26 protein-coding genes and 1 other RNA gene are annotated in these 22,592 nt (G+C 59.6%); 17 read left to right on the top strand and 10 right to left on the bottom strand.

Annotated elements, in window-relative coordinates:
• Position 1: 1 nt before the first annotated feature.
• Complete coding sequence (locus HMPREF2129_RS08435; RefSeq protein ID WP_052093051.1) at positions 2 to 1,063, bottom strand: ThiF family adenylyltransferase; 1,062 nt, start codon at positions 1,061 to 1,063, stop codon at positions 2 to 4.
• A gap of 78 nt (positions 1,064 to 1,141) precedes the next feature.
• Here HMPREF2129_RS08435 and HMPREF2129_RS08430 point away from each other — a divergent pair, with 78 nt between their 5' ends.
• The gene (locus tag HMPREF2129_RS08430; protein ID WP_084576725.1) at positions 1,142 to 2,863 is read left to right on the top strand and encodes a BCCT family transporter; all 1,722 of its coding nucleotides are present in this window, start codon (positions 1,142 to 1,144) and stop codon (positions 2,861 to 2,863) included.
• Here the strand turns inward: HMPREF2129_RS08430 and HMPREF2129_RS08425 are convergent, their stop codons facing one another.
• From HMPREF2129_RS08425 to HMPREF2129_RS11025, 5 genes are all read right to left on the bottom strand, one after another.
• Positions 2,864 to 3,286, bottom strand: coding sequence for a hypothetical protein (locus HMPREF2129_RS08425; protein ID WP_034665450.1), 423 nt, complete (start codon positions 3,284 to 3,286; stop codon positions 2,864 to 2,866).
• 68 nt (positions 3,287 to 3,354) lie between these two features.
• On the bottom strand, positions 3,355 to 4,131 hold the full coding sequence (locus HMPREF2129_RS08420; protein ID WP_034665447.1) for a thiazole synthase: 777 nt from the start codon (positions 4,129 to 4,131) through the stop codon (positions 3,355 to 3,357).
• Positions 4,132 to 4,133: 2 nt separating this feature from the next.
• A complete protein-coding gene (thiS, locus tag HMPREF2129_RS08415; RefSeq protein ID WP_034665445.1) occupies positions 4,134 to 4,334 on the bottom strand; it encodes a sulfur carrier protein ThiS in 201 nt (66 codons plus the stop codon).
• Complete coding sequence (gene thiO / locus HMPREF2129_RS08410; RefSeq protein WP_156959268.1) at positions 4,315 to 5,412, bottom strand: glycine oxidase ThiO; 1,098 nt, start codon at positions 5,410 to 5,412, stop codon at positions 4,315 to 4,317. Before thiO ends, thiS begins: the two co-directional genes overlap by 20 nt.
• 163 nt (positions 5,413 to 5,575) lie before the next feature.
• Positions 5,576 to 5,899: a hypothetical protein gene (locus HMPREF2129_RS11025; RefSeq protein WP_156959267.1), complete on the bottom strand. Its 324-nt coding sequence runs from the start codon at positions 5,897 to 5,899 to the stop codon at positions 5,576 to 5,578.
• A gap of 48 nt (positions 5,900 to 5,947) precedes the next feature.
• Between HMPREF2129_RS11025 and HMPREF2129_RS08405 the strand changes: the two genes are divergently transcribed.
• The 3 genes from HMPREF2129_RS08405 to HMPREF2129_RS08395 all read left to right on the top strand — a co-directional run bounded on the left by HMPREF2129_RS08405 (position 5,948) and on the right by HMPREF2129_RS08395 (position 8,426).
• A complete protein-coding gene (locus tag HMPREF2129_RS08405) occupies positions 5,948 to 6,322 on the top strand; it encodes an ectoine synthase (RefSeq protein WP_034665440.1) in 375 nt (124 codons plus the stop codon).
• Positions 6,323 to 6,324: 2 nt separating this feature from the next.
• A complete protein-coding gene (locus HMPREF2129_RS08400) occupies positions 6,325 to 6,930 on the top strand; it encodes a cation transporter (RefSeq protein ID WP_034665437.1) in 606 nt (201 codons plus the stop codon).
• A gap of 236 nt (positions 6,931 to 7,166) precedes the next feature.
• On the top strand, positions 7,167 to 8,426 hold the full coding sequence (locus HMPREF2129_RS08395) for an HNH endonuclease signature motif containing protein (protein ID WP_052093048.1): 1,260 nt from the start codon (positions 7,167 to 7,169) through the stop codon (positions 8,424 to 8,426).
• Here HMPREF2129_RS08395 and HMPREF2129_RS08390 read toward each other — a convergent pair.
• Together HMPREF2129_RS08390 and HMPREF2129_RS08385 are read right to left on the bottom strand one after the other, a co-directional pair.
• On the bottom strand, positions 8,423 to 9,064 hold the full coding sequence (locus HMPREF2129_RS08390) for a thiamine phosphate synthase (protein WP_156959266.1): 642 nt from the start codon (positions 9,062 to 9,064) through the stop codon (positions 8,423 to 8,425). The two genes, HMPREF2129_RS08395 and HMPREF2129_RS08390, sit on opposite strands and share 4 nt — an antisense overlap.
• Positions 9,048 to 10,235: a DUF418 domain-containing protein gene (locus HMPREF2129_RS08385; protein WP_232218132.1), complete on the bottom strand. Its 1,188-nt coding sequence runs from the start codon at positions 10,233 to 10,235 to the stop codon at positions 9,048 to 9,050. The genes HMPREF2129_RS08390 and HMPREF2129_RS08385 overlap by 17 nt, the downstream gene beginning before the upstream one ends.
• Before the next feature lie 97 nt (positions 10,236 to 10,332).
• Between HMPREF2129_RS08385 and HMPREF2129_RS08380 the strand changes: the two genes are divergently transcribed.
• Positions 10,333 to 11,154: a S1 family peptidase gene (locus tag HMPREF2129_RS08380; protein ID WP_034665431.1), complete on the top strand. Its 822-nt coding sequence runs from the start codon at positions 10,333 to 10,335 to the stop codon at positions 11,152 to 11,154.
• On the opposite strand, the gene hisN is transcribed toward HMPREF2129_RS08380, so the two are convergent.
• Together hisN and HMPREF2129_RS08370 are read right to left on the bottom strand one after the other, a co-directional pair.
• On the bottom strand, positions 11,141 to 11,929 hold the full coding sequence (gene hisN, locus HMPREF2129_RS08375; RefSeq protein WP_034665429.1) for a histidinol-phosphatase: 789 nt from the start codon (positions 11,927 to 11,929) through the stop codon (positions 11,141 to 11,143). The two genes, HMPREF2129_RS08380 and hisN, sit on opposite strands and share 14 nt — an antisense overlap.
• Positions 11,922 to 12,737, bottom strand: a complete 816-nt coding sequence (locus HMPREF2129_RS08370; RefSeq protein WP_198021546.1) for an inositol monophosphatase family protein — start codon at positions 12,735 to 12,737, stop codon at positions 11,922 to 11,924. The genes hisN and HMPREF2129_RS08370 overlap by 8 nt, the downstream gene beginning before the upstream one ends.
• 38 nt (positions 12,738 to 12,775) lie before the next feature.
• Between HMPREF2129_RS08370 and prfB the strand changes: the two genes are divergently transcribed.
• The 12 genes from prfB to HMPREF2129_RS08315 all read left to right on the top strand — a co-directional run bounded on the left by prfB (position 12,776) and on the right by HMPREF2129_RS08315 (position 22,362).
• On the top strand, positions 12,776 to 13,882 hold the full coding sequence (prfB, locus tag HMPREF2129_RS08365) for a peptide chain release factor 2 (RefSeq protein ID WP_034665422.1): 1,107 nt from the start codon (positions 12,776 to 12,778) through the stop codon (positions 13,880 to 13,882).
• 12 nt (positions 13,883 to 13,894) lie between these two features.
• A complete protein-coding gene (locus HMPREF2129_RS08360) occupies positions 13,895 to 14,284 on the top strand; it encodes an SdpI family protein (RefSeq protein WP_034665419.1) in 390 nt (129 codons plus the stop codon).
• 71 nt (positions 14,285 to 14,355) lie between these two features.
• Positions 14,356 to 15,048, top strand: a complete 693-nt coding sequence (gene ftsE / locus HMPREF2129_RS08355) for a cell division ATP-binding protein FtsE (protein ID WP_034665479.1) — start codon at positions 14,356 to 14,358, stop codon at positions 15,046 to 15,048.
• Positions 15,049 to 15,059: 11 nt separating this feature from the next.
• A complete protein-coding gene (ftsX, locus tag HMPREF2129_RS08350; RefSeq protein WP_034665415.1) occupies positions 15,060 to 15,962 on the top strand; it encodes a permease-like cell division protein FtsX in 903 nt (300 codons plus the stop codon).
• Positions 15,963 to 15,965: 3 nt separating this feature from the next.
• Complete coding sequence (smpB, locus tag HMPREF2129_RS08345; RefSeq protein WP_034665412.1) at positions 15,966 to 16,454, top strand: SsrA-binding protein SmpB; 489 nt, start codon at positions 15,966 to 15,968, stop codon at positions 16,452 to 16,454.
• Positions 16,451 to 17,107, top strand: coding sequence for an SDR family oxidoreductase (locus HMPREF2129_RS08340; RefSeq protein WP_034665409.1), 657 nt, complete (start codon positions 16,451 to 16,453; stop codon positions 17,105 to 17,107). Before smpB ends, HMPREF2129_RS08340 begins: the two co-directional genes overlap by 4 nt.
• Before the next feature lie 51 nt (positions 17,108 to 17,158).
• Positions 17,159 to 17,542: a transfer-messenger RNA gene (ssrA, locus tag HMPREF2129_RS10860) on the top strand.
• Positions 17,543 to 17,781: 239 nt separating this feature from the next.
• Positions 17,782 to 18,525, top strand: a complete 744-nt coding sequence (locus HMPREF2129_RS10680; protein ID WP_180969903.1) for an ABC transporter substrate-binding protein — start codon at positions 17,782 to 17,784, stop codon at positions 18,523 to 18,525.
• Positions 18,526 to 18,612: 87 nt separating this feature from the next.
• Positions 18,613 to 19,626 carry a siderophore ABC transporter substrate-binding protein gene (locus HMPREF2129_RS08330; protein WP_034665406.1) on the top strand — a complete coding sequence of 338 codons (1,014 nt, stop codon included), beginning with the start codon at positions 18,613 to 18,615 and terminating at the stop codon, positions 19,624 to 19,626.
• Entirely contained in the window at positions 19,626 to 20,597 is a 972-nt protein-coding gene (locus HMPREF2129_RS08325; RefSeq protein ID WP_034665403.1) for an ABC transporter permease, read from the top strand. The genes HMPREF2129_RS08330 and HMPREF2129_RS08325 overlap by 1 nt, the downstream gene beginning before the upstream one ends.
• Entirely contained in the window at positions 20,594 to 21,610 is a 1,017-nt protein-coding gene (locus tag HMPREF2129_RS08320; RefSeq protein ID WP_034665402.1) for an iron chelate uptake ABC transporter family permease subunit, read from the top strand. The genes HMPREF2129_RS08325 and HMPREF2129_RS08320 overlap by 4 nt, the downstream gene beginning before the upstream one ends.
• Positions 21,607 to 22,362 carry an iron ABC transporter ATP-binding protein gene (locus HMPREF2129_RS08315; protein ID WP_034665398.1) on the top strand — a complete coding sequence of 252 codons (756 nt, stop codon included), beginning with the start codon at positions 21,607 to 21,609 and terminating at the stop codon, positions 22,360 to 22,362. The genes HMPREF2129_RS08320 and HMPREF2129_RS08315 overlap by 4 nt, the downstream gene beginning before the upstream one ends.
• Positions 22,363 to 22,592: the final 230 nt, after the last annotated feature.

The following is a 22,592-nucleotide window of genomic DNA, read 5'->3' as shown; positions in this document are numbered from 1 at the left end:
CTTAAATCCCGTTGACTCCGCCGGGAAAGTTCACTAGTTCGATGCCACGCGCTTTCGCCAATGGCTCGAAGGTGTCCACGAACCACTGTGAGCGAATCCCAGAGGCGCAGTAGACAAGCACGCGGGAGCCGTTATCGACGCTGTCGAGGAAATCAGCGGCTAGGCACGGTTGGATCTCCAGGTCAGAGGTGGGCAGTAGCCGACCGGGCACGGGCAAGTCTGCGATGGCTTTCTCATGCGGTTCGCGCACGTCCAGCGGGATCACCTCGCCGGCCTCCAGTTGCGCGAGCAGGTCAGGCGCACCGTCGGGCATGGCGCAGACTTCGCCATAGCTCGCACGCAGGGAGGTTGTCAGTGCGCGTTCCGGGTCACGCGTCACCCTGAACTCGCTTATGTGCGCCCCCAGCGCGTCATACATCATCAACTTGCCCACCTCGGACTGCCCGATGCCGGTGAGGAACTTCACCACCTCCGTAGCCATGAGCCCTCCCACAACGGAGGTGGTCACGCCCAGCACGCCGGCCGTGGCGCAATCGGGGACAGAGTCCGCATCGGGTTGGTCGGGGTAAAGGTCGCGCAGGCCCACGCCGTCTTCGGGGGCGCCTGGACCGGACCACCACAGAGCCACGTCACCGCGGTAGCGCAGCACGGAACCCCACACCAGGGGAGTGCCGGTGATCTCCGCGGCGTCGGCGGCGAGGAATTTGGTGGAGAAGGTATCGGAGCCGTCGATAAGCACATCGATGCCGTCGAGGAGTTCCACGGCGTTATCGGTGGTCATGCGGCCGTCGATGATGGTGACCTCGATGTCGGGCTGCAACGCCTTCAGGCGCTCGGCTGCCACTTCCGTCTTCTTCCGGCCGACGTCTTCCGCCCCGAAGAGGATTTGGCGGTGGATGTTGGTGAGGTCGACGGTGTCATCGTCGATAAGCGAAATTTTTCCCACGCCCGTCGCGGCGAGCGTTTGCATGATGGGGCAGCCGAGGCCGCCCGCCCCGATGACCAGCACATGTGCGGCATGGAGCGCTGCCTGTTGCGCGGGGCCGAAACCCGGCAAATTCATCTGGCGAGCGGTGCGTTGAAACTCTTTTTCAGGAATCTGATGGGCGATAGTCACGCTTTTAACATAAGCTTGATCGGCATGCCTAGGAAACCTAGATTTCAATCAGACCCTCTGATCTTCGGTGTTGCCGCGGGGTTCATCACCATCTTCGTGGCCGCCACCATCATTTTCGGCGAGCGTGCCCGTGCGACATACTCGCAGGTCTCCGGCTGGATGATGGACAACTTCGCGTGGCTGTACATCGGTGGTGTTTCCACGGTGTTCGTCTTCCTCATTGTTGTTTTCGTATCTAAATACGGCAACTTCAAACTCGGCGATGATGACGATGACCCGGAGTATTCCCTCCCCGTCTGGTTCTCCATGCTGTTTGCCGCCGGCATGGGCGCAACCCTGATGTTCTGGGGTGCGGCTGAACCGCTGCACCACTCCTTTAACCCGCCGCGCGGCGACTTTGAATCCATGAGCCCCGGCGCCATCCGCCAAGCGTTTGAGTTCACCTACTACCACTTCGGTATTCACATGTGGGTGATCTTTACCCTGCCTGGCCTGGCTATGGGCTACTTCATTTACAAGCGTAAGATGCCCGCGCGCTACTCCTCGATGTTCTCTCCGCTGCTCGGCTCCAAAGTGTACGAGTGGCCAGGCAAGCTTCTCGACGCCGTCGGCATCATCGGTACCGTCTTCGGCCTCGCCGTCTCCGTTGGTCTTGGCGTGCTGCAGATTAGTGCTGGCCTGAACATCATGTTCGACGTCCCGCTGGTGACGTGGGTGCAGCTGGTAATCATCATTGCCATCACCCTGGCTGCCTCCATCTCCGTGGCCACCGGGCTGGATAAGGGCGTGAAGCTGCTGTCCAACCTGAACATCATTGGCTCGATCGCTTTGCTGGTGTTTCTTTTCATCGCGGGCCCAACACTGAAGATCATTGGGCACATCACGGAATCCTTTGGCATCTACGCCAACTCGCTGCCGGAGCTGATGTTCTGGGTGGATTCAAACGGTGAGAACCCGGGCTGGCACGCCACCTGGACCGCGTTCTACTGGGCATGGACTATCTGTTGGTCGCCGTACGTGGGCATGTTCTTCGCCCGCATTTCCCGTGGCCGCAGCGTCCGCGAATTCATCGGCGGCACGATCATGCTGCCCACCATGTTTGACATCATCTGGTTTGCCACCTTCGGTCGCGCTGCCCTTGAGGTGGAAAAGGAGAACCCGGGTGTGCTCACCGGCCCTGTCGTGGAAGACGGCGATACACCACAGGCACTATTTACCTTGCTGGCGCAGTACCCGCTGTACGTGGTCACCGGCACGGTCGCCCTGGCTGTGATTGTGTTCTACTTCGTTACATCCATCGACTCCGCAGCGATGGTCATGGACATGTTTGCCACTGGTGAGGAAGAAAAATCCCCGGGCTACTACCGTGTCGCCTGGGCATGTTCCGTCGGTGTGGTCACAGCAGCGCTGCTGTTCATCAACGACTCCGGCATTCAGGCACTACAAGAAGTGGTGATCATCATCGCCCTGCCATTCTTCTTCGTGTACTTCATCATGATGTACGCGCTGATCAAGGCTATGAGCGACGATGCTTCAGCTGACCGTCGCTTCCGTTCCCGTAAGTGGGAGAAGACCGACACGGCAGAGAAATATGAGGAAGCCGAAGCCAAGCCGGCCCCTGGCTATGACGAAGAAGGCAACCAGATTGACCGCCCCGAGCTCGAGTACGACTACGAGAACGAGACGTGGCGCCTCACCGAAGCACTCGTGGTGGACGGTGAGACGCCTGAGTCCAAGCAGGACTAATTAGAGGGCGAACAGCACTGCATTGTGGGAGCCGGCGCGAACCAGTGCCGGCTTTGCCACGTCAAGGACATACAGCTCGCCCGCGAGGCCAGGGATGACAACCCGGCTGCCGTTGACGTGAATCTGCAGCGGGTTGAGGCGCATCGGCTGGCCGTCAAAGCCCTGGTTCCAGCACTTGGTGCCCACCCAGTTACGCTGGATGGACACGGCTGGGATCAGATGGCCCGGCGGGTTGCACTCCGGTTGTGCGTCACGGCCGATGTCGCTGACGCAGAGTGTTTCACCTTCCGTTATGTAGCAGCGGACGGTGTTGTTGGCGTTGGAGACGTAGTTCGGATTAGCTGCCGCATTCGGAGCGAACGCGGCGGTGGCAAGTCCGGCGGCAAGGACCGCGGTGCCAAGAACCGTTGTTGTGCGTTTCATGGTGGAACTCCTTGGTGTAGCGCGGGGGTCCGTGTGACCCCGTTAGTTACATTCTACGGAGTTTTCGGTTACAAAACCTGGTCTGCCCAGCTGACTAGGCCATCAAAGCTTGAGGATGCCACCGCGTGCTCCCTCTTCGGAATCCGCCCCGCCCCACGCGCAAGTAGCCCCGCCTCCACGGCCAGGCGCATCGCCTGCGCCATAGACACCGGGTCTTGGCAGCGGTTGACGGCACTAGCCAGCAGCACACCGTCGCAGCCAAGCTCCATCGCTAGCGCCGCATCGGAGGCAGTGCCCACACCAGCATCAATGAGGATGGGCACCTCTGCCCGCGAACAAATCAGCTCGATGTTGTGCGGGTTCAAAATTCCCAAGCCGGTACCAATTGGTGCGCCCAGTGGCATGACCGCAGCCGCACCGAGGTCTTCCAGCCGCTTCGCCGCGACAGGGTCGTCGGAGGTGTAGGCGAGGACGGTGAAGCCTTCGCCGATAAGCATCTCGCACGCATCGACGGTCTCCACAACATCGGGCAGGAGCGTGCGATCATCGGCGATGACTTCTAGTTTCACCCAGTCCGTGCCCAGCGCCTCACGCGCAAGCTTCGCCGTGATCACCGCATCTCGCGCGGTGCGACACCCCGCGGTGTTTGGCAGTGGCGCGATACCGAGGCGGGAGAGCAGATCAAAAACAGACTCGCCTGCGGGAGCGGCGAATTTCCGCATGGCCACCGTAGTCAACTCCGTGCCCGACGCGACGAGCGCGCGCTCGAGCATGTCCTGCGAGCTTGCTCCGCCCGTGCCCATGATTAGGTGGGAATTGAACTGCTTGCCGGCAATGTCCAGCACGTTTAGCCTCCCTGAACAGCGGTGAGAATATCCACGCGGGCGCCTTCGTCCAGTCCATGCGTGTCCCACTGTGACTTCGGTACAACATTCCCATCGACGGCGACGGCAGTGCCAGCAGGAACGTCGCCCAGAACCTCCTCCAGCAGGCCCTTCACGGTGGTCGCTTTCGTGGTGACCGCTTCATTATTCACTGTCAGCTTCATTGTTCTCCTTGTGCCTCAGCGGGTTACAGGCCTCCAAGTCTACGGAGGGCTTGAGCTTCTCGACGATCTCCGCCCCACACCTAGCCCCCACCCCCGCCAACAGGATCCCGTGGCGGAAGTAGCCGGTGGATACAACCACCCGGTCATTGACCCGGCCGAGGTAGGGCAGATCATCCGGGGAACCAGGCCGGGCGCCGGTGTGGATTTCGATGATGTCGCATTCCTCTATACCCGGCACGATCTCACTGGCGTCCCGCAGCAGTTGCAGAACGCCGCCTGCCTGCGGCTCAGGGCGATCATCCTCGCGGGTGGTGGCGCCGATGGTCAGCGTGCCGTCTTCGCGGGGGATGAGATAGATCGGTCGGTCCTCCACGAACCCGCGGATGACCCGCTCAACCAGTGGCCGTTGGTGTGCCGGGACGCGCAGCTCCACCATGTCGCCGTACACCGGGCGCAGCTTCAACGGGTTCGTGCCCTCGAACCAGCCCGTTGTTTCGCGCGCCCCCAAACCGTTGGCCAGCAGCACCTGATCAGCTGCGACATCGTTGACATCTTTCACCGCCTCCGCCTCGAACGTCACCCCGGCATTGCGGCACGCTTCCTGCAGTGCCGCCGCGATGAGCCGCGGGCGCACCTGGTGGTCGCCCGGAATGTGCACGGCACCGCTAATGGCGGGGGCGAGTGCCGGCTCCAGCTTCCGGGCCTCCCGCGTAGTGATGCGCTCCGTGGTCATCCCGTGCAGCTGCTGATACTCCTGCAGCTCCTCTAGATGTGTCTTATCCGCACGGTCCTTGGCCACCACCAGTGTTCCCTCCGTGCGGTAGCCGGTGGGAGAGTCCGTGTATTTCTGAATGAGCGCGATGAGCTCCGGATACCACTTCCCAGCCGCGATCATCAGTGGGAACAGCGGGTCCTGCTGGTAGACCACCTCCGCAGCCGGGGCGAGCATCCCTCCCGCATGCCACGTGGCACCACTAGCTGGTGCTGGGTCGTACACGGTGATCTGGTGGCCGTGGTCGGCGAGGGTGAGGCTCGTCGATAAGCCAATAATTCCTGCGCCTACTACTGCGACCTTCATGCTTTCCTTCTTTCCACCCATTTATCGATTGTCCACCAGCAGGCCGGCAGAAACGCCATAGCAATGATCCAATAGAACAACCAAAAACTACCGGCGATGCCTGTAACAAAGACCATGGCTACGAGGATGAGGATGGTGATCCCGGAGGCAATAACCGCGCGTATCAGATTGTCGCGGATCGAGCGGCTGAAGCCCTCACCACTGATCTCTGTCTCACCACGCCACTTCTTGTCCAGTGCGAGAACCAGATCTTTGCCGAAAACAATGGAAAAAACGACGTAGAAAGCGCCGAACGCGTGGAAAAAATTTGCGTGGTGCGTATCGGCCAGACTCCAAAACGTGTAAACGAGTAAAGCAAGGTCAATGAGGGGGTTGCCGCTAGCAGCACAATTCCTGCTTTAGGCAACTTAAGGGCGTAGCGCAGGAACATTCCGCCAAACAAACAGAGCCAGAACGCAACTTCTGCGGTGATGATGGCAAGAATCATGCCCACGAGCTTACGCGTACCGTGGAACGGGTAACTGGAAGGAGATTCATGTTCATTCGTTCCCGAGAAGATGTCGAAACTGTTGAGTGGGGTGGCGGCACCTCCGAGCGCGTGCTCACCGCGAAAGACAACATGGGCTTCGCTGTCGCGCACACCGTCGTGCGCGCCGGCACCGAGTCCAAACTGCAGTACCGCAACCACCTCGAAGCCTGCTACTGCATCGCCGGCTCCGGCGAGGTCGAGGACACCGAGGGCAACGTGTACCCGATCACCCCGGGCACGATTTACGTCCTCGACGAGCACGACGCGCACTACCTGCGTGGCGGCAAAGACGAGGATCTGATCCTGGTCTCTATCTTCAACCCGGCGATAACTGGCGACGAAAAGCACACGCTTTCCGACGACGGGTTCAGCAGCTACTAACCATGACTGAACAGCGTATTCGGCGCGCCGTTCTGATCGTGGCGCTGCTGAATCTCGGCTACTTCTTCGTCGAGTTCGCAGCCGCCATCGCGATCGGCTCAGCCTCCCTCTTCGCGGATTCCGCAGACTTCCTCGAAGACACAGCAATCAACATGCTTGTGTTCTTCGCGGTGGCGTGGCCAGCTTCTCAGCGTCGCGTGGCCGGCACTGTTCTTTCCGGCCTCATCCTTATTCCGGCTGTTGCCGCGCTGGTGACCGTAGTTCTGAAGATAATCAACCCGGAGCCGCCGTCGCCGTCGGGTCTAACTGGCATCGCGCTCGGCGCTCTCGTGGTCAATCTGATCTGCGCCGTGATCTTGTTGCGCCTTCGCGATCAGGGTTCGTCGCTGGCGACGGGGGCGTGGCTCGCAGCGCGTAACGACGCCTTGGCCAACGTCCTCATCATCCTCGCCGGCCTGCTCACCTTCGTGTGGGCCACCGCCTGGTTCGACATTATCGTCGCAGCGATCATCATCATCGTGAACCTCTCTGCTGCGAAGGAAGTGTGGGAGGAATCCCGTGAAGAGCATGACTCCGTGGAGGAGGCTTTCGCGGAGATGGAGGATTAGTTTTCCCAGGGAGTCCGCAATGCGGACTCTTTTTCTTAGGTTAGTTTCGAATACGTGCTCGATGTGTTTTGCGGCGCGTCTGAGGCCTACGTTTTGGCGTGAACACAAAGCCCCAGGGAGTCCGCAATGCGGACTCATTCTCTTAGGTTGTGTTCGAATTGCTGTTCGAATTGTGTCGTACTCGTTTTGTATGGTGTTCCCACAACACCTTCACAACGAACCAACAAGGGGACACCATGACAGCAATACTTGCGGAACCGAACCTTCTAGCTGCGCATATGGGTGCGGGGATCATTGACACTTACACCAGGATGATGCGCTGCAAAGCGTCACTTTTGGCGCAGATAGCTGAGTTCGACAACCTCGGATTGGCCCAGGATCTCGGTGCTACGAGCACGGGCGCGTGGTTAATCCGAAGATTAGGCATATCCCATTCCACCGCCCACGAATACGTTGCGGTTGCGCGGCAGCTGGAGAACTTCCCGTACCTCAAGCTGATGTTCGAGGAGGGCAAGCTCAGCTATTCCGTGGTGCGCCTCCTGCTCAAATATCTCACCCCTGAAAATGAGGTTGAGCTGGTCAATCGTGCGATGGAGCTCGGCTACCACGGGCTGGAGCATGCGCTCGCCGGCAAGCCGAAAAAGGGCACGGGTGAGGACTACCCGGAGCATTATCTCCGCTTGAGCCAGGATGAGAACGGCGACGTGAACGTGTGGGGAAAACTCAACGCCGCTGACGGGGAAGCACTGGCAGCGGCACTCAAGATCGGGCACCTCGCGTACTGCGCGGAGGAAGAAGAGCTTGCCGAGCTTATCGACGAAGCCGGCATCGCCAACCTCTACGACCAGAAAATAGAGGAGGAGAAGGAGCTTGCGAAGCGGGACAAATCCAGTTTCGGGCTCCCTACCGGACGGGCAATGATGTACGCGCTCATGGGAATGGTGAACATCGTGCGCACGAACCCGAAGAACACGCTGCGCGCACCAGCTGCGCAGGTGAACGTGATGATGACGGTGGACGGTAACGCCTACCTGCCTAACAATGCTGGGGCACCGTCCACCGCACTGGAGAACATCGTGTCTAACGCGCTAATGAAGCTGAACATCGTGGACCGGCATGGGCAGGTCCTCAACGTCGGCCGGGCCTCACGGCTGGCCACAGACAAGCAAGTCAAAGCGCTGATGGCAATGTGGGGTGGCCAGTGTGCCATGCCAGGATGCATCCATCGGCGCTTCATGGAGATCCACCACATTCGCGAGTGGGCAGATGGTGGCATGACGGACTTGGACAACCTTTTGCCGCTGTGTTCCGGCTGCCACTCGCTGGTCACGGACGGCTACGTGAAGATCCAGCGAGATCGTCACAACATCGTCTTCGATTTCCGGGACGGGGCGCGGTTCGTCTCCTACAGCCACTCTCTGCCAGTGCGGGACGATGACTATGAGTGCATGCCGGTCCCGGAGGACGGGGGTGATTCAGACTCGTTCGCCGGTTAGTGGAAGTTGCGCAGGACCTGCTCCACGTAGGCGCGTGGATCAGCGGCGTTCATGATGCCGCGCACGATGGCAACGCCGTCGACGCCGGTGGCGGCGAGGTCGGCCACGTCATCGACGGTGACATCGCCAATGGCCACGACAGGTAGCTCGGAGGCAGCGACGAGGTCGGGGTAGCCAGCAAGGCCCAGCGGTTCGCGGCCAGAATCCTTGGTCGGGGTGGCGCGGAAGGGGCCGGCACCGATGTAGTCGATGACATCGACGTACTGGTTCGCATCCTCAACGAGTGAAAGCGTGCCGGTGGTCAGGCCGATGATTGCGTCAGGGCCAAGCAGTTCCCGTGCCACGCGTGGGTCTAGGTCGTCTTGGCCGATGTGGACACCAGCCACGCCGTGGGGGCGGAGGGCGAGGGCGACGTCGACGCGATCGTCGATAAGCACGTGCGTGGAAGGGTTCACTGAACGCACTGCGGTGACGACGGCGAGGCCCAGGTCGTAGAGCGCGCGGGCGCTGATGGGTTTGCTGCGCACTTGGATCATGCCGGCGCCGCCGAGGGCGGCTTGGCGGGTGGTTTCCACGATCTGCTCGTGCGAGCCGTGGCCGGTGATGAAATAACAGCGCAGATCAAGCATGAGCAACAGTGTAGGGCTCCAAGCGGCCGGTCTTGCCGTAGGAGAGGTGACGGTGTGCCCACTCGAAGGGGCCCGGGGTGTTGGTGGCCTCCAGGATCGTGGCCAGGATCAGGGTGACTGCCCAGATGCCGGTGGCGATGAGCAGCTTTATGGCAACGCCGGATTCGAGGCCCAGGCCGAGGCCGAAGGGCATGACTGTGACGATGAAGAGGATGGACTGCATGATGTAGCCGGACATGGAACGCTTGCCCAGTGCGACGAAGGGGTAGAACACCACGGGGACCTTGTTATGCAGGCGCTGGGTGGCTAACGCGAGCATGGCCAGGATGCCGGGACCGGTGATCATGCCGAAGCCTTGGTTGAGGGCAATGAAAATGGCTTCAACGCGCCCGCTGAACACGCCGATGGAGGCCAGACCCAACGGGATGCCAATGAGAAGGATGACGGCCACGGTTAGGGCGGACCAGATGATCAGGGTGCGACGGTGTGCGTTGACGTCAGCGAGCACGCCTTCGCGAGCCCAAATGAAACCGATGAGCATCACGCCGAGGAGGAAACCGTTAGCCATCACCGCATTGATGAGCATGATGAAGCCCCAGGTGGCGTTATCGATGAAGTACTCAGCGGGGGTGGTGAAGTTGTCCGTCGTCTCTAGGGGAAGCATCAGGTCCTGACCGAATGCAGCACCAACGGCGCCGAGGAAGGCCATGAAGATGGAGAAGCCAATGAAGCAGTAGGCAATGATCCGCAAGATCTTTGTGCGCACGGCAATGAGCAAGCCCAGAACCATGCCACACAGGCCGTAGGAGACCATGATGTCACCGTTGAAGATGAAGAACATGTGCACAAGGCCGAAGAGAGCCAGGATGCCGTACCGTTTCACCAGCACGAGTCGGGCCTTCTTTACCGGGTAGTTCTTCCGCGACAGGCTCATGGTGATCAGGCCGACACCGAAGCCAAGCAGCGTGGAGAACATGGGTAGGCCACGCACGTGGACAAACATGGCGGCAAACATCGCCGCGATTTGGTCGGCCACATTGCCGGGCTGGACCCAGCCGACATATTCGCCAGTCGCGCCAGGCATGTCAGCGATGATCCAGGCAGTGGAAATATTTGCCATGGCGATGCCCAGCAATGCAAGGCCACGGGCAAGGTCAGGAACGATGAGTCGTTGATTCACCCGCACCACAGTAACAGTACTGGGGGTGGGCTCACCGGGAAAGGACAAGAGGTGTGACAAGATTAGTGCGAAATTACCAGGCAGGAAGGGGCCGAGGATGAAACGTGCCGGAAGAATTGTGGCGGCAGCGCTGCTGCTCAGCATGGTGCCCGCGGTGGCCAATGCGCAGGTGGATCCGAACTACCACTGGAAGACGGACCCGGTGTCCAAGGTGATGGCGGGCAAGCCGTTTGCGGACCGGGTGCTCAACCGTGTGCCGGGGTCGTTCTTTGACGCCAACCCAGTAAACCCCGCGGCCCGTGCGGCGGTGGGCAGGGGCACATCGCTATACGGGCCCGGCACGCCGATTTACGTGGGACAGTTCGGCATGTGCACCGTCACTGCAGCTGGCTGGGATGCGGCCGGCAGGAAGATCGCGCTGACGGCCGGCCACTGCGGCAACGTGGGGGAGCTGGTGGCCGCGGCGGATTCGCTGGAGGCTGGCTACTCGGGCCGCATCGTGCGCAAGAATGGCGCGCTGGACTACGCCGTGATTGAGCTTGGCCCCAATGCGGAAGTGACGGGCAGCTACAACGGCACGACGATCCGCTCGCTCGGTGGCTGGGCTAAGACCGGTGACACGCTGTGCAAGAACGGCTATGCCACGGGCGTGACCTGCGGCGTGGTGTGGGCGTCTGAGCCGGCCCGCCACGTCACGCAGGTGTGCGCGATGGCGGGAGACTCCGGTGCCCCGGTGTATGCGGGGGACCGGTTGGTCGGCATGATCAACGGTGGGATGCTGCCACAGCCGGTGAACTTGTCGTGCCACACACCTCTACAGGGTGGCCTTCACGCGCCGACGGTCTCGCGCAATATTGACGCCGTGATGCGGGACCTCAACGCCGCACCGGGGCCGGGGCAGGGTTTTAGGCTCGCGTAAGGCGTTGGCGAACGCCCTCGTGAAGCAGGCCGTTCGTGGCCAGGGCATCGCCACCGTGCGGGCCATCCTCACCAGCCAAGGAAGTGAAACGCCCGCCGGCCTCAGTCACCAGGATCGCTAGCGGCGCCAGGTCCCACAGGGAGACTTCCGGCTCTGCAGCAATATCCACGGCACCCTCGGCAACCAGGCAATACGAGAAGAAGTCGCCGTAGCCACGCAGACGCCACGTCGTATCCGTCAGCGCAATGAGATTCTCACGCAGGCCGCGATCATGCCAGCCGCTTAGCGACGAAATCGCCAACGATGCATCCTCCACCCGGTCCACCCCGGACACAGACAACTTCCGTACAGCACCGTCGCCGAAAGTGCGCCACGCGCCGCTTCCTTTGCTGGCGTACCAACGGCGGGCAAGCGCAGGGGCGCTGACAACACCGACGACGGGTTTACCGTCCTCAAGCAGGGCTATCAAGGTGGCCCACACCGGCACGCCCCGGACGAAGTTTTTGGTGCCATCGATCGGGTCAATGACCCACTGGCGGCCGGAGAAGGTGACGTTGCCACCGTATTCCTCACCGAGCACAGCATCGGCGGGGCGGGCATCCTCCAGGAGGCTGCGCAGGGCAGCCTCAACAGCGAGGTCCGCATCCGTCACCGGAGTCATATCCGGTTTGGAATCAACGGAGAGATCCGAGGATTCAAAGCGGTCAAGGGTGATGCCGTCGGCGGTATCCGCCAGTTCAAGGGCCAGTGCCAAATCGTCGGAGTAGTTAGACATGGCTCTCAAGTTTAGCTAGAACATCCGCCACTAGCTGGGGATTGCCGGCTACACTCCAGGTCACTCCACCCGCGGTGATCTGCTCGGCGCGGCCACCCACTGCCTCCACCAGTGCTTTTCCAGGCAGCCAGTCCCAGGCGGGAACGGAATGCTGGAGCCATCCGCCCACTCCACCGCTGGCTACGGTGGCCAAGTCGATGGAACCAGCACCGAACATGCGCACAGTGGCGGCGCGGTTCACGGCATCGAGCCATGTGTCGCGAATAGCGGCGTTGTTCATGTCACGGGGGTGCAGGTAGGTGGCCAGCGCAAGGGATTCCAGTGGGGCAGATCGCAGCGTGGGAAGGGGAGTGCCATTGACAGAAGCGCCAGCGTCTTCAGCCACCCACGTGGTGTCCAACGCTGGGCGAGTCACCGCACTGGCCGCAATTTGCTTCGGCTCAGCAGGATCACCTTCCACTAACGCCAACGCGGAACAGAAATAATCGGAACCGCACGAAAAGTTGTAGGTACCATCTACCGGATCAATCACCCACGTGCGGCCGCTGGTGGATTTCTTGGCGGCGCCTTCCTCACCAAGCAGGCCATCCTCGGGGCGCAGTGCCGTCAGCGCCTCAACAACGAACTGCTCGGCGGCAGTATCCGCTTGCGTCACCACATCAGACACGGAGGTTTTCTGGGCAGTTTCTAGCCCCTCAGCGCGCATGCGCAGAGCAAGGCGGCCGGCGGTGCGGGTGAGAGCGTTGGCGAGCTTGGTGTCGTCGACAAGCAAATTCTCTTTAATGAATCCCGCAGTCAATGTGTTCATGGCAGCCATTATGGCGCTGTCAACTACACTTCGCACCTATGCAGCCCGAGATTTCCGCCCGCATTGACTCCTTGAATTCCACGCTGACCACGATTGAGAAGGTCATGGACCTCGAGGAGTTGGAATCACGCGCGCGCGAACTCGAGGACCAAGCCGCGGACCCCAGCCTGTGGGATGACCCAGACCACGCGCAGAAAATCACCACCGAACTATCAGCTGTGCAGGCACGATTGCGGAAGGTACGTGATCTGCGTCAGCGTATCGACGACCTCCCGGTCATCTACGAACTCGCCGAAGAAGAAGGCGACGCATCGCTTGCGAACGATGAACTGGAACAACTTACCGCCACCATCAGCAGCCTGGAAGTGACCACCATGCTTTCCGGTGAATACGACGAGCGCGAGGCAGTGGTGAACATTCGTTCCGGCGCGGGCGGTGTGGATGCAGCCGACTGGGCGGAGATGCTCATGCGCATGTACACGCGCTGGGCGGACAAGCACGGGCACAAAGTTGACGTCTACGACATTTCTTATGCGGAGGAAGCTGGTATTAAATCCGCTACCTTCGTTGTCCACGGCGAGTACATGTATGGTCAACTTTCCGTCGAGCAGGGCGCGCACCGCCTCGTGCGCATCTCTCCCTTTGATAACCAAGGCCGCCGCCAGACCTCCTTTGCTGAGGTGGAAGTCCTGCCCGTGGTGGAGCAAGTGGACCACATTGATATTCCGGATTCAGACATCCGCGTTGATGTGTACCGCTCCTCCGGGCCTGGTGGCCAGTCCGTGAATACGACTGATTCTGCCGTGCGCATCACGCACATTCCCACGGGCATCGTGGTGACCTGCCAGAACGAGAAATCCCAAATCCAGAACAAGGCCTCCGCACTCAACGTCCTGCAGTCCAAACTGCTGGAAAAGAAGCGCCAAGAAGAAAAAGCCGAAATGGATGCGCTCGGCGCCGGTGGCAACGCCAGCTGGGGCAACCAGATGCGCTCGTACGTTCTGCACCCGTACCAAATGGTCAAAGACCTACGCACGAATTATGAGGTCAACGACCCACAGAAGGTCCTCGACGGGGACCTGGACGGCTTCCTGGAGGCCGGGATTCGTTGGCGGATGGCGGAGCAACAGCAAGAAGACTCATAAGGAGCTGAGGTTATGTTCGGTTACGTATTTTTGGTCGTTGGCGCGCTGCTTTTTTCGCTTCTATCGCTTGGGATGGGCGGTGCTATCAAAAAAGGTAGCTTGGAGCGCAACGGGGCAATCGGCATCAGAACGAAGGCCACGCTCATGTCCGATGCAGCATGGAGCGAAGGGCACAAGGCAGCCATTCCATACCTAAATGCAGTGGCAATCACTGGCTTTATGGGCGCACTGTTCTCGGTCTTAGCTTTTGTTTTTCTCAAACCGGACAATGGCGTAGTTACGGGATCTCAATTCGTTCTCCCGGTCGCCACAATCATTGTGCAAATTGTCATCCTTCTTTGGTCTGCCACCAAAGCTGATAAGGCAGCTAAGTTGGTGGATGCGGGCCGGGTAGTGGCATAGCTATTTAGCGCGATCCGGCCGTCATACGGTTCGATGCCACCCCCAGCTACGTAACGGGTAGTGTGGCTGAAGTGATCACCTTTTCTCATGTAACTAAGACATATCCGACGTCAACGCGTCCGGCTTTGGATGATGTGTCGCTGACCATTGAAAACGGCGAATTCGTCTTCCTTATCGGGCCGTCCGGCTCGGGCAAATCCTCGTTTTTGCAATTGATGATCCGTGAGGAAAACGTGACGTCGGGGGATATTTACTTCAACGACTTCCATGTGAATGCGTTGAAGGGCAAGGAAGTGAACAAGCTCCGCCAGTCCATCGGCTACGTGTTCCAGGATTTCCGTCTGCTGCCTAAACTCAGCGTGTACGACAATGTGGCGTTTGCGCTGGAAGTGATTGGGAAGCCGAAGTCCAAGATCAACAAACTCGTGCCGGAAGCGCTTGAGATAGTGGGTCTGGATGCGAAGGCGCACCGGATGCCCAGTGAGCTCTCCGGTGGTGAACAGCAGCGAGTTGCCGTTGCCCGTGCCTTCGTGGACCGCCCGCCGTTGTTGCTTGCGGATGAGCCGACGGGCAACCTTGACCCCTCCACCGCAGACGACATCATGGCGTTGCTCGCCCGGATTAACCGGTTGGGGACCACTGTGGTGATGTCCACGCACAACGCCCGCGCTGTCAATGACATGCGCAAGCGCGTGATCGAGCTGCACTTGGGCAAGCTTGTGCGCGATGACCACCACGGCGTGTACAGCGTTCACGGAAGCTAGGGAGGATTGACGTGAACTGGAATTTCATTTTTCGCGAAGGGTTCCGTGGTCTCGGACGCAACCTGACCATGACTATCGCGCTTATTATTACCACCACTTTGTCCCTGGCGCTTGTCGGTGCCGGCATCCTGATTTCCCAGGTGACTAGCGAGACTAAGACGCTGTACTTGGACCGCGTTGAAGTGATGGTGGAGCTGGATGAGGAGATCTCCGCGTCGGACAAGGACTGTACATCGTCAGGCTGTGCCGAAATCCGCGACGCACTACAGGCTGATGACCGCGTGGAATCAGTGACTTTCCGCAACCGTGAGCAGTCTTATGAGCGCTTCGCGGAGCTGTTCAGCAAGTCTGATCCGGTGTTGGTGCAGGAGACATCACGCGACTCGATGCCGGCGGCACTACACGTGCGCCTAACGGATCCGGCTGACACAGCGCCGATTGAAGCGATCCGCGATAAGCCACAGGTCACCTTCATCGCGGACCAGGCAAGCGATGTGCGTGGCGTGGCCGATTCGATGGATTCTTTCCGTAACGCCACGTTCATTGTGGCGGCGGCCCAGGCGCTGGCAGCGATCTTCCTTATCTCCAACATGGTGCAGCTGGCGGCCTACAACCGCCGTGAGGAAATCTCCATTATGCGCATGGTGGGCGCTACCCGCTGGTTCACCCAGGCGCCATTCGTCCTGGAGGCCGTGGTTTCCGTGTTCATCGGCGCCGTGGTGGCCACGATTGGCGTGTGGCTGACTAAGTCTCAGCTGATCGACCCGATGCTTGGCAAGGTCTACGAAAACCTGCTTATAGCCAAGTTGCCAAATTCAGCGGTGTGGACCGTGATGCCGTTGGTGGGTTTGGCTGCCCTGGTGGTGTCCGGGCTGGTTGCACAGGTGGCGCTGCGCTCCTACGTTCGTAAGTAACTTATGGCTAAGAAGAAGAAATCTCCCGGCGCGGGTGTTATCGCCGCAAACCGCAAAGCGCGGCATGATTACACGATTCTGGACACCTACGAGGCCGGGATTGTCCTCCAGGGCACGGAGATCAAGTCCCTGCGCGATGGCAAGGCCTCCCTCGTCGAGGCCTACGCAACTATCGACGACGGCGAGGTCTGGCTCCGCAATCTCCACATCCCCGAGTACTCGATGGGCTCGTGGACGAACCACTCGCCACGCCGCACCCGCAAGTTGCTCCTGCACCGCCGCGAAATCGACTCGCTCGAGGGCAAGATCCGCGACGGCAATAAGACCCTCGTGCCGTTGAAGCTTTACCTCAAGGACGGGCTTGCCAAGGTGGAATTGGGGCTTGCCCAAGGTAAGCAGGACTATGACAAGCGCCAGGCCATTAAGCGCCGCACGGAAGACCGTGAAATCGCGCGTGAGCTTGGCCGGAAGTTTAAGGGGATCAAGGCATGAAGAAGGCACTCATCACCGGCGCAACCCGCGGTATCGGCCGCGCGATCGCGGAAGAGCTGGGCAAGGATCACCACGTGATTGCGGGGGCGTCGCGGGATGCAGCGGGGGTCGTCGATAAGCTGCCCAGCGCCGAGCCTTTTGAGGTTGACCTGCGCGATCCGGCTGCGATCCGTGAGGCAGTGCGAGGCATCGAGGAGCTTGACGTCCTCGTGCTCAATGCGGGTGTGCTGCACAAGGGGCCTTTTGAGGAGCTTGACGACGACATCTGGCGCGCAACCCTCGACCTCAACCTCCTTGCCCCGGTCATCCTGACCCGTGAACTGCTGCCGGCGCTGCGCCGCTCGAATGGTTTGATCATCGCGATTAATTCTGGTGCCGGTTTCCATGGTGTGCCCGAGCACTCCGCGTACTGCGCGTCGAAGTTCGCGCTGAAAGGTTTCACCGACACGTTGGCGCTGGAGGAGAAGGGCGCTGTGCGCGTCACCTCCATCCACCCAGGCCGCACAGACACTGACATGCTGGCTGGCCCGCAGTCCGGCGACCGCCCGAAGATGGACGCCACGAACGTCGCGCGCGCCGTCCGCCTCGCCGTCGATGCTGGCCCTGGCGCAACCGTCGAATTTTTGCGCGTTGCCCCATCCGGCTTGGCGTAGTAATCTTGAACTTCCTGCACGGTTTCTCACCGCGCAGGACGTCAAAATCAAGGGGATGACTTGGTTTCGACTTCGCTGACCAATCCAGGGGAAGCGTGCCGGTGCAGGCTGGAGACCACCGACTTTAAGCGTCGCAGCACTTCATAAACGCAGAGAAGAACTCTCAGCGTGACTACGCCCTCGCTGCCTAAGTAGCGACCGCGTGTCTGTCAGGCCGGGCTTGCTCCCGACCCGGACCCTGGCATCGACTAGGGAGCTTGCCCTCTCACCGTGTCAGTGAGGTGCTTGGAGGGGACAACTTTCACTGACTGGGCCCATCATCCGGACATGTTCGCCTGATCCGGAGGGCCAAGCAGAGATCCTGTGCGAACTGCGCACGGAGAAGCCCTGGTGCAGTGGCGAAGGACCCGGGTTCAATTCCCGGCATCTCCACACACAACCCCGGTTCTCTTAGGAGGGCCGGGGTTTCCTCTGTGCTAAAACATTAAGGTGACCGCGCGAATTCGTGCGCTTGGGCTAGGTGAAAGAGGGGGATCCCGGTGCGCATGAACTGGCTGAAGAGATTGGTCTGCTGCGGACTGTGTGTGGTGAGTTTTCCGGCGATGGCCGCGTGCAGTGAAGCAAGGCAGGCGGCGGCGTCGGCAGCGGCCATAGCCAAGGTAAGGCCGAACTGGATGGGGGGCACGGTAGAAGTTACCGATAACTCGGGTACGAAGACTGTGCCGTTAAGGCCTCGGAAGATTGCGGCCTTTGACCTCGGAATATCGACGTTGTTGGATGACCTGGGGGTTCAGTCTGATTTCTGTACGACCCCGGAAGAAGTTGCGCGCTTGGAGCCGGATTTAGTTGTCATGGGGGCACATAGCCAGTACCGGCCGGCGAGAATCGCAGACATTTCTAGTGGGGTCGCGGTGGTTGACCTTGCCCCGCGGCCGGAGAAGCCACTGGATGAGGAATTGGTACGCCAAGCGCAGGTGCTGGGCAAGATATTCGACCGTGAGGAACTAGCTGATCAGCTGGAAGATGATTTCGGCGCGGCTCTGAAACGTGCACGAAGAGCTGCTAAGAAGAACTGGACAGCAGCGGTGATTCAGGTTGATGATGGCAAGCTGGTGCCACTGGGCAAGGATGGAGGCAAGATCTTCGGTCCCGTGATGGAGATGGTGGGGCTCACGCCGGTGACAATGCAAGACAAGCCGGATGTGATTTTGGTGAGTGAGCCGTCACCGCTGGAGCAGGTGGGGGAGTATCAGTCAGCAATCAGGCAGTTGGACAAGGATCCCACGATGAAAAATGTTCCGGCGGTGAAGAAGGGCAATATTTACGTGGCTCCTTATTCTATGCCTGATGGGGGGACACTCACCTCGTACACGGAGATGTTCAATGAGTTGGCCAACCACTGGTCAGCCATCTACTAGGCCTTATTTGTGAGAGGGTATTGACTCTCCTGGGACATATGGTAGGTTAGGCAACGCTTACCAAACTTTTGATGGACAAGGAGTATCATGTCCCGTAAATCCTGGCTCGCAGGCCGCCGTCCGGAGCGCGCTGCTGTTGCCCTTTTCGCCGCTGCTTCGCTCACCCTCGCCGGCTGTGCGCAGACTGATGACAATGCGGCAAAGGAGACCTCGGCTGCAGCCGAGGCAAAGACTGTCACCATTGAGGACAACGAGGGCACCAAGGAAGTTCCGGTGAACCCGACGTCCGTCGTCGCGCTGGATAACCGCAGCTTCGAGATCCTGGATGAGTGGGGCGTGAAGCCGGTTGCGGCTGCTCGTGCACTCGTGCCGGAGACCATTCCGGGAATTGCGGATGATGAGGACATCGTGGACATCGGCAACCACCGCGAGCCGAACCTGGAGGCCATCGTCGCGGCTGACCCGCAGGTGATCGTTTCTGGCCAGCGCTTCACCAAGTACAACGAGGAGATTGAGAAGCTCGTTCCGGATGCAGTTCTCGTGGACTTGGAGCCGCGCAAGGATCAGCCACTGGATGAGGAGTTCCTCCGTCAGGTCAACGCGCTGGGCAAGATCTTTGACAAGGAGGAAGATGCCAAGAAGATGGCCGATGACTTCAGCAAGGCTCTTGAGCGCGCCCGCGAGGCATACAACAAGGACTGGAAGGTCATGGCGGTAAACGTCTCCGGTGGTGAGATCGGCTACGTTGCACCGAAGGTTGGCCGTACGTGGGGCCCGCTGTTTGACATTCTTGGTCTGACTCCGGCGCTGGAGGTTGCAAATGCCAGCGATGACCACAAGGGTGATGACATTTCGGTGGAGGCTATCGCTGAGGCTAATCCGGACTGGATGCTCGTCCTTGACCGTGATGCCGCGATCCGCACCGAGGATTCCGCGCCGGCGAAGCAGGTTCTGGATGACAGTGAGGCGCTGAAGAACGTGACCGCCATCAAGGAGGGCCACATCTACATCGCTCCGTCGGACACGTACACTAATGAGTCGATCATTACGTACACCGAGATTCTGAATGCTCTCGCAGATCAGTGGGAGGCTGCCGCTTAGTGCCGCATCGCTTATCGACGACCCGCCCGCGGCTTCTTGATACGAAGCTGCTGGCGGGTATCGCCGTTGTCGGAGCATTGCTCGCAGTGTCCTTGATGGTGGGGCAGTACGACATCCTGGGCAGCGAAGAAGGAACTGAAATGTTCTGGATCACGCGCGTGCCACGCACCATCGCGCTGGTCTTGTCCGGCATGGCCATGGCCATGAGTGGCATGGTGATGCAGCTGCTCACCCAGAACAAATTCGTGGAACCCACCACCACCGGCACGACTGAATGGGCGGGCCTTGGCCTGCTGGTGGCGCTGTACTTCATTCCTAATTCATCGCTAACCGTGCGCATGATCGTGGCAGTGATCTTTGCCTTCATAGGAACAATGGTCTTCTTCCTCTTCTTGAGGAAGGTGACTCTGAAGTCTTCCCTGGTGGTGCCCATCATCGGCATCATGCTGGGTGCTGTGATTAGTTCCATTTCTACGTTCTTTGCCATGAAGACGGATATGCTCCAGTCGCTCGGCATTTGGTTTGCGGGCTCGTACACCTCGATCATCCGTGGGCAGTATGAAGTGCTGTGGACCGTGGGCATCGTGGTGGTGGCGGTGTTCATCTTTGCGGACCGGCTCACTATCGCCGGCCTGGGTAAAGACATTGCCGTGAACGTTGGCCTTAACTATGAGCGCATCGTGCTGCTCGGTGTCGGTCTTGTTGCCATCGCCTCCGGTGTGGTCACCGTGGTCGTGGGCATGCTGCCCTTCCTGGGGCTCATCGTGCCCAACCTCGTCTCCATGGTGCGCGGGGATGACCTACGCTCAAACCTTCCATGGGTGTGCCTCGTTGGCGTGGCCGTGGTGACCATCTGCGACATCATCGGTCGCACCATTATCGCCCCGTTTGAAATGCCAGTGTCGGTGATCCTTGGCATCGTCGGCGCGTTCGTTTTTGTGGCCCTGATTGCTAAGAAGGTGCGCGCATGATCGAGACGGATAGTGGAAGGAATGTGGGGGCGTTCCAGACGTCGACAAGCAAAAAGCGCTATTGGATGATCCTTGCGGTGCTCGCTGTGATTGCTGCGGCGAGTGCGTGGGGCCTGCTGGCATACCAGAATCCGATGGAATTTGGCACACGTGGCTACTGGCTGATTGCTGAAAGGCGAGCAAACTCCGTGCTAGTCATGGCCATCGTTGCGCTGTGTCAGGGCATGGCTACGGTGGCGTTTCACACGGTGACCGGCAACCGCATCATCACTCCTTCCATCATGGGGTTTGAGGCGCTGTATGTGGCGATTCACACCTCGACCGTGTACTTCTTTGGCGCAGCTGGGCTGATTAATGCGCGCACGCTGGACATGTTCATCCTCCAGCTTGTTGTCATGGTGGGCTTTACACTGCTGCTGTATTCATGGCTGCTGACTGGCGAGAACAACATGCACGCGATGCTGCTTATCGGCGTGGTGATCGGCGGGGGACTAGCTAGCCTTTCGACGTTCATGCAGCGCATGCTCGCTCCGAGTGAATTCGACGTGCTCACAGCGCGCCTTTTCGGCTCCGTGAACAACGCTGACCCGCAGTATTTCCCTGTGGCCATTCCGCTCGCGCTTGGCGCTGCGCTGTTGCTTTACGTGCATTCGCGCACGCTCAATGTTCTTGCGCTCGGCCGTGAACCGGCCGTGAACCTGGGTGTCAACCACCGCGCGCACGCAATTTACGTGCTCGTGCTGGTGAGCGTGCTCATGGCTATCTCCACGGCACTTGTTGGGCCCATGACCTTCCTCGGCTTCCTGGTAGCCACTTTGGCCTACCAGTTCGCCGACACCTACGATCACCGGTATATATTCCCGATGGCCACGTTGATCGGATTCGTTGTGCTCACCGGGTCATATTTCGTGATGAACCACATTTTCTACGCTCAAGGCATCGTGTCCATCATCATCGAGTTGGTGGGTGGTCTTGTCTTCCTTGCCGTCATTCTGAGAAAGGGGACGCTGTGATCAAGCTGTCATCTATCGCGAAGGAGTACGGCGAACAAGTCTCCATTGGTCCTATTGATCTGGAGATCCCCGCCGGTGGCATGACCGCTCTCATTGGCCCCAATGGTGCCGGCAAGTCCACTTTGCTGACCATCATCGGACGCCTGCTTGCCCAAGACTCTGGTTCTGTCAGCATCGGTGGCCGCGATATCTCCTCCATGAAAGGCAAGGACCTAGCCAAAGAGCTGTCCATCCTGCGCCAAGAGAACAACTTTGTTACCAAACTGACCGTGCGTCAGCTGGTTGGCTTCGGCCGTTACCCCTACAGCAAAGGGCGTTTGACCTCCGAAGATGAAGAAATCATCTCCCGGTACATCGACTTCCTTGGCCTTACCGGACTTGAGGGCCGCTACCTCGACCAACTTTCTGGTGGTCAGCGTCAGCGCGCGTACGTCGCGATGGTTCTCGCGCAGGAGACCGACTATGTGCTTCTCGACGAACCCCTGAACAACCTAGACATCTCCCACTCCGTCGACATGATGCGCCACCTGCACGATGCGGCCGAGAAAATGGGTCGCACCGTCATCGTTGTGTTGCATGACATTAACTTTGCTGCGCGCTACGCCGACTACATCTGTGCTGTGAAGGACGGCAAGATCGTTGAGTTTGGCACCCCTGAGCAGGTAGTTCGCGCGGATGTCCTGACCGAGATCTTCGGTACCGATATCGACGTGATTACTACGTCGCGTGGGCCTATTGCGGCCTACTTCTAGGTTGGCCATGTTTTGATGTTGCGCCTGCTAGGAGACCTGTTTGAGGGTGGGTTTGCATTCTTAAATCAAATGAAGCTATTGTATGAATCCGTCCTTACGAACGGTTACCGCAAGGTGAACGGGACGTAAGAGCGAGAAGGAAACGATATTGCAAGCGAGTTGACACAGTGTGTTGATCTCCAGTAATGTCGAGCAAGCCGCTTCAAACGGAGCCGATACGGTTTCGCGGA

This window comes from Corynebacterium tuscaniense DNF00037, from assembly GCF_000759055.1.
GTDB classification, from domain to species: Bacteria; Actinomycetota; Actinomycetes; order Mycobacteriales; family Mycobacteriaceae; genus Corynebacterium; species Corynebacterium tuscaniense.
Note: the sequence above shows the minus strand (reverse complement) of the source record. Positions and strands in the feature narration are given on the sequence as shown.

Coding starts and splice junctions, on each gene's coding strand:
- HMPREF2129_RS08320 (WP_034665402.1), top strand. CDS start 20,594: ATGATCGAGACGGATAGTGGAAGGAATGTGGGGGCGTTCCAGACGTCG.
- HMPREF2129_RS08340 (WP_034665409.1), top strand. CDS start 16,451: ATGAAGAAGGCACTCATCACCGGCGCAACCCGCGGTATCGGCCGCGCG.
- smpB (WP_034665412.1), top strand. CDS start 15,966: ATGGCTAAGAAGAAGAAATCTCCCGGCGCGGGTGTTATCGCCGCAAAC.
- HMPREF2129_RS08400 (WP_034665437.1), top strand. CDS start 6,325: ATGACTGAACAGCGTATTCGGCGCGCCGTTCTGATCGTGGCGCTGCTG.
- prfB (WP_034665422.1), top strand. CDS start 12,776: ATGCAGCCCGAGATTTCCGCCCGCATTGACTCCTTGAATTCCACGCTG.
- thiO (WP_156959268.1), bottom strand. CDS start 5,412: ATGAAGGTCGCAGTAGTAGGCGCAGGAATTATTGGCTTATCGACGAGC.
- HMPREF2129_RS08425 (WP_034665450.1), bottom strand. CDS start 3,286: ATGAAACGCACAACAACGGTTCTTGGCACCGCGGTCCTTGCCGCCGGA.
- HMPREF2129_RS08330 (WP_034665406.1), top strand. CDS start 18,613: ATGTCCCGTAAATCCTGGCTCGCAGGCCGCCGTCCGGAGCGCGCTGCT.
- HMPREF2129_RS08430 (WP_084576725.1), top strand. CDS start 1,142: ATGCCTAGGAAACCTAGATTTCAATCAGACCCTCTGATCTTCGGTGTT.
- HMPREF2129_RS08405 (WP_034665440.1), top strand. CDS start 5,948: ATGTTCATTCGTTCCCGAGAAGATGTCGAAACTGTTGAGTGGGGTGGC.
- HMPREF2129_RS08360 (WP_034665419.1), top strand. CDS start 13,895: ATGTTCGGTTACGTATTTTTGGTCGTTGGCGCGCTGCTTTTTTCGCTT.
- hisN (WP_034665429.1), bottom strand. CDS start 11,929: ATGTCTAACTACTCCGACGATTTGGCACTGGCCCTTGAACTGGCGGAT.
- HMPREF2129_RS08435 (WP_052093051.1), bottom strand. CDS start 1,063: ATGAATTTGCCGGGTTTCGGCCCCGCGCAACAGGCAGCGCTCCATGCC.
- thiS (WP_034665445.1), bottom strand. CDS start 4,334: ATGAAGCTGACAGTGAATAATGAAGCGGTCACCACGAAAGCGACCACC.
- HMPREF2129_RS08380 (WP_034665431.1), top strand. CDS start 10,333: ATGAAACGTGCCGGAAGAATTGTGGCGGCAGCGCTGCTGCTCAGCATG.
- HMPREF2129_RS10680 (WP_180969903.1), top strand. CDS start 17,782: ATGGGGGGCACGGTAGAAGTTACCGATAACTCGGGTACGAAGACTGTG.
- HMPREF2129_RS11025 (WP_156959267.1), bottom strand. CDS start 5,899: ATGATTCTTGCCATCATCACCGCAGAAGTTGCGTTCTGGCTCTGTTTG.
- HMPREF2129_RS08370 (WP_198021546.1), bottom strand. CDS start 12,737: ATGAACACATTGACTGCGGGATTCATTAAAGAGAATTTGCTTGTCGAC.
- HMPREF2129_RS08395 (WP_052093048.1), top strand. CDS start 7,167: ATGACAGCAATACTTGCGGAACCGAACCTTCTAGCTGCGCATATGGGT.